The organism is Achromobacter sp. 1011811831, from assembly GCF_059760905.1.
In genome coordinates, this window is the sequence record NZ_JCBANG010000176.1 from 1 (window position 1) to 3248 (window position 3248).

The 3248-nt window shown below is 69.2% G+C and carries 3 protein-coding genes; all 3 read left to right on the plus strand.

The features are described 5' to 3' along the window. The first annotated feature begins 47 nt into the window (after positions 1–47). On the plus strand, positions 48–1055 hold the full coding sequence (locus AC6LJ9_RS30345; RefSeq protein ID WP_392409938.1) for an ABC transporter permease: 1008 nt from the start codon (positions 48–50) through the stop codon (positions 1053–1055). Next, positions 1052–1891, plus strand: coding sequence for an ABC transporter permease (locus tag AC6LJ9_RS30350; RefSeq protein WP_498150413.1), 840 nt, complete (start codon positions 1052–1054; stop codon positions 1889–1891). Before AC6LJ9_RS30345 ends, AC6LJ9_RS30350 begins: the two co-directional genes overlap by 4 nt. Before the next feature lie 10 nt (positions 1892–1901). Beyond that, positions 1902–3248 (plus strand): ATP-binding cassette domain-containing protein (locus AC6LJ9_RS30355; protein WP_498150414.1); only part of this gene is annotated, 1347 nt, incomplete at its 3' end.

Genomic DNA, 3248 nt, shown 5'->3' on the forward strand with positions numbered 1-3248 from the left:
GGCGCCGGGACCGCGCGGCGGCCCGTCCGCCCACGGAGGACCCGAGCATGAAATTCCTGTCTTTCCTCGTCTCGCGCATCGGCAAGGCCCTGGTGGTCGTGCTGGGCGTGGTCATCATCAATTTCTTCCTGATCCGGCTCGCGCCCGGCGATCCGGCCGCGGTGCTGGCCGGCCAGGCCGGCGCGGGCGACGCCGCCTACGTCGAGCAGCTGCGCGCGGCCTTCGGCCTGGACCAGCCGCTGCTGACACAGCTGATGCTGTACCTGAAAGGCGTGGCGCAACTGGACCTGGGCTTTTCCTACCGCAACCACGTGCCGGTGCTGGACCTGATCGTCGAGCGGCTGCCCGCCACCTTCCTGCTGATGTCCTGCGCCTTCGTGTTCTCGATCGTGCTGGGCGTGCTGCTGGGCGTGGTCGCGGCCAAGGCGCGCTACCGCAACAAGCGGCGCTGGATCGACAGCAGCGTCATGACGGGCGCGCTGCTGCTGTACGCCACGCCCCTGTTCTGGCTGTCGCTGATGGGCATCCTGCTGTTCTCGGTGGTGCTGGGCTGGCTGCCGGCCTTCGGCATGGAAACCGTGGGCGCGGGCCTGACAGGCTGGGCGCGCGCCGGCGACATCGCGCAGCACCTGGTGCTGCCCACCGTGACGCTGGGCTGCTTCTTCATGGCCGTGTACGTGCGCCTGACGCGCGCCTCCATGCTGGAGGTGATCGGCATGGACTTCGTCAAGACCGCGCGCGCCAAGGGCGTCGGACCTGGACGCGTGATCCGCGCCCACGTGCTGCGCAACGCGCTGCTGCCGGTCATCACCTTCGCGGGCATCCAGCTGGGCCAGATGGCCGGCGGCGCGGTGCTGACAGAGACCGTGTTCGCCTGGCCCGGCATCGGCCGGCTGATGTTCGACGCCCTGCTGCAGCGCGACTACCAGCTGCTGCTGGGCATCTTCCTGGTCACTTCCATCATGGTGGTGGTCTTCAACCTGCTCACCGACGTGCTGTACCGGCTCATCGATCCGCGCATCGGCGCGGGAGCGCAACAGGGAGCCGCCGCATGAAATCCTTCGCGCGCCGCTATATGCGCAATCATGGCGCGGTGGCCGGCCTGGCCATCGTGCTGCTGGTGGTGGCCGTGGCCCTGGCCGCGCCGCTGCTGTACGAAGAATCGCCCTGGATGATAGTGGCCGATCCGCTGATCCCGCCCTTCACCAATGCCGACTACCCCTTCGGCACCGACATGCTGGGACGCGACATCACCGCCGGCCTGGTCTGGGGCGCGCGCGTGTCGCTGTTGGTGGGGCTGCTGTCCACCGCCGTCGCGCTGGGCTTCGGCATCGTGGTCGGCGCCATCGCCGGCTACTGCGGCGGCCGCATCGACGACGCGCTGATGCGCTTCACCGAGTTCTTCCAGACCATCCCGCAGCTGGCGATGGCGGTGGTGCTGGTGGCCATCATCGGGCCCTCGGTGTATTCCATCATGGGCGCCATCGCGCTGGTGTCGTGGCCGCCGGCCGCGCGGCTGGTGCGCTCGGAGTTCATGACGCTCAAGCAACGCGAGTTCGTGCAGGCCGCCATCGTGATCGGCCAGGCGCCGGCCCGCATCGTCGGCACCCAGATCCTGCCCAACGCCATGTCGCCCATCATCGTGTCGGCCTCTTTCATGGTGGCCACCGCCATCCTCACCGAGTCCTCGCTGTCCTTCCTGGGCCTGGGCGACCGCAACGAGATGAGCTGGGGCTTCATGATCGGCGCGGCCCGCACCATGATCCGCGAAGCCTGGTGGATGAGCGTGTGGCCCGGCGTGGCCATCCTCCTGACCGTGCTGGCCATCAACCTGATCGGCGAAGGCCTGAACGATGCCCTCAACCCGCAGCTGCGCAAGCGCGGCGAATAGGAGCCCAGCCATGAAACACCAAGGCATGCCGGCCGCCGCGCCGGCCACGGGCGACGCGCCGCTGCTGTCGATCCGCAACCTGAGCATCGCCCTGCCCGCCGGCGGCGACCGCGCCTATGCGGTGCGCGACGTGTCCTACGACATCCGCGCCGGCGAGATCCTGTGCATCGTCGGCGAGTCCGGCTCCGGCAAGTCCATGAGCGCCAACGCCATCATGGGCCTGTTGCCCGACTACCTGACGCCGCAGCAGGGCAGCATCCTGTTCCGAGGCACGGACCTGCTGCGCCAGGACGAAGCCAGCCTGCAGGCCATGCGCGGCAAGGACATGGCCATGATCTTCCAGGAACCGCTGTCGGCGCTGAACCCGCTGATGACGGTGGGCGAGCAGATCAGCGAAGTCATGCGCGTGCACGACGCCTATCCCGGCCCCGCCCGGCTGGAGCGCGCGCTGGAACTGCTGGCCTTCGTCGGCCTGCCCGATCCGGCCACGCTGTACCACGCCTATCCGTTCCGCCTGTCCGGCGGCCAGCGCCAGCGCGTGATGATCGCCATGGCGCTGGCGCTGGAGCCGGCGCTGCTGATCGCCGACGAGCCCACCACCGCGCTGGACGTGACCACCCAGGCACAGATCCTGGCGCTGATCGCCCGCATCCAGAAGGAAAAAGGCATGGGCGTGATGTTCGTCACCCACGATTTCGGCGTGGTGGCAGAGATCGCGCACCGCGTCGCCGTGATGGAAAAGGGCATCCTGGTCGAACAGGGGCCGGCGGACGAGGTGCTGAACCGCCCGCGCCATCCCTATACCCAGCGCCTGATCGCCGCCGTGCCGCATCGGCGCGGCGAGGAACGCGCGGCCGGCGGCGGCGAGCCGCCGGTGCTGGATGTGCGCGACCTGCGCAAGACCTATGTGATCGGCCATGGCTGGCTCGGCGGCCGGCGCGAGGTGCACGCGGTCGACGGCGTCAGCTTCAGCGTGCGGCGCGGCGAGACGCTGGGCATCGTGGGCGAGTCCGGCTCGGGCAAGTCCACCATCGGCAAATGCCTGCTGAAGCTGGTCGGCATCGATGGCGGCCATCTGTTGTTCAACGGCCAGGACATCGCCGCCATGCCCGAATCGCGCTTCCGCCCGATGCGCAAGGACATCCAGATGATCTTCCAGGATCCCTTCGCCTCGCTCAATCCGCGCCACACCGTGGGCCGCATCATCAGCGACGGCCCGCGCGCCAACGGCGTGCCGCAGGCGGCGGCCGAGGCGCGGGCGCGCGAGCTGCTGGCGCTGGTGGGACTGGAGCCATCCGCCTTCGACCGCTATCCCAACCAGTTCTCCGGCGGCCAGCGCCAGCGCGTGGGCATCGCG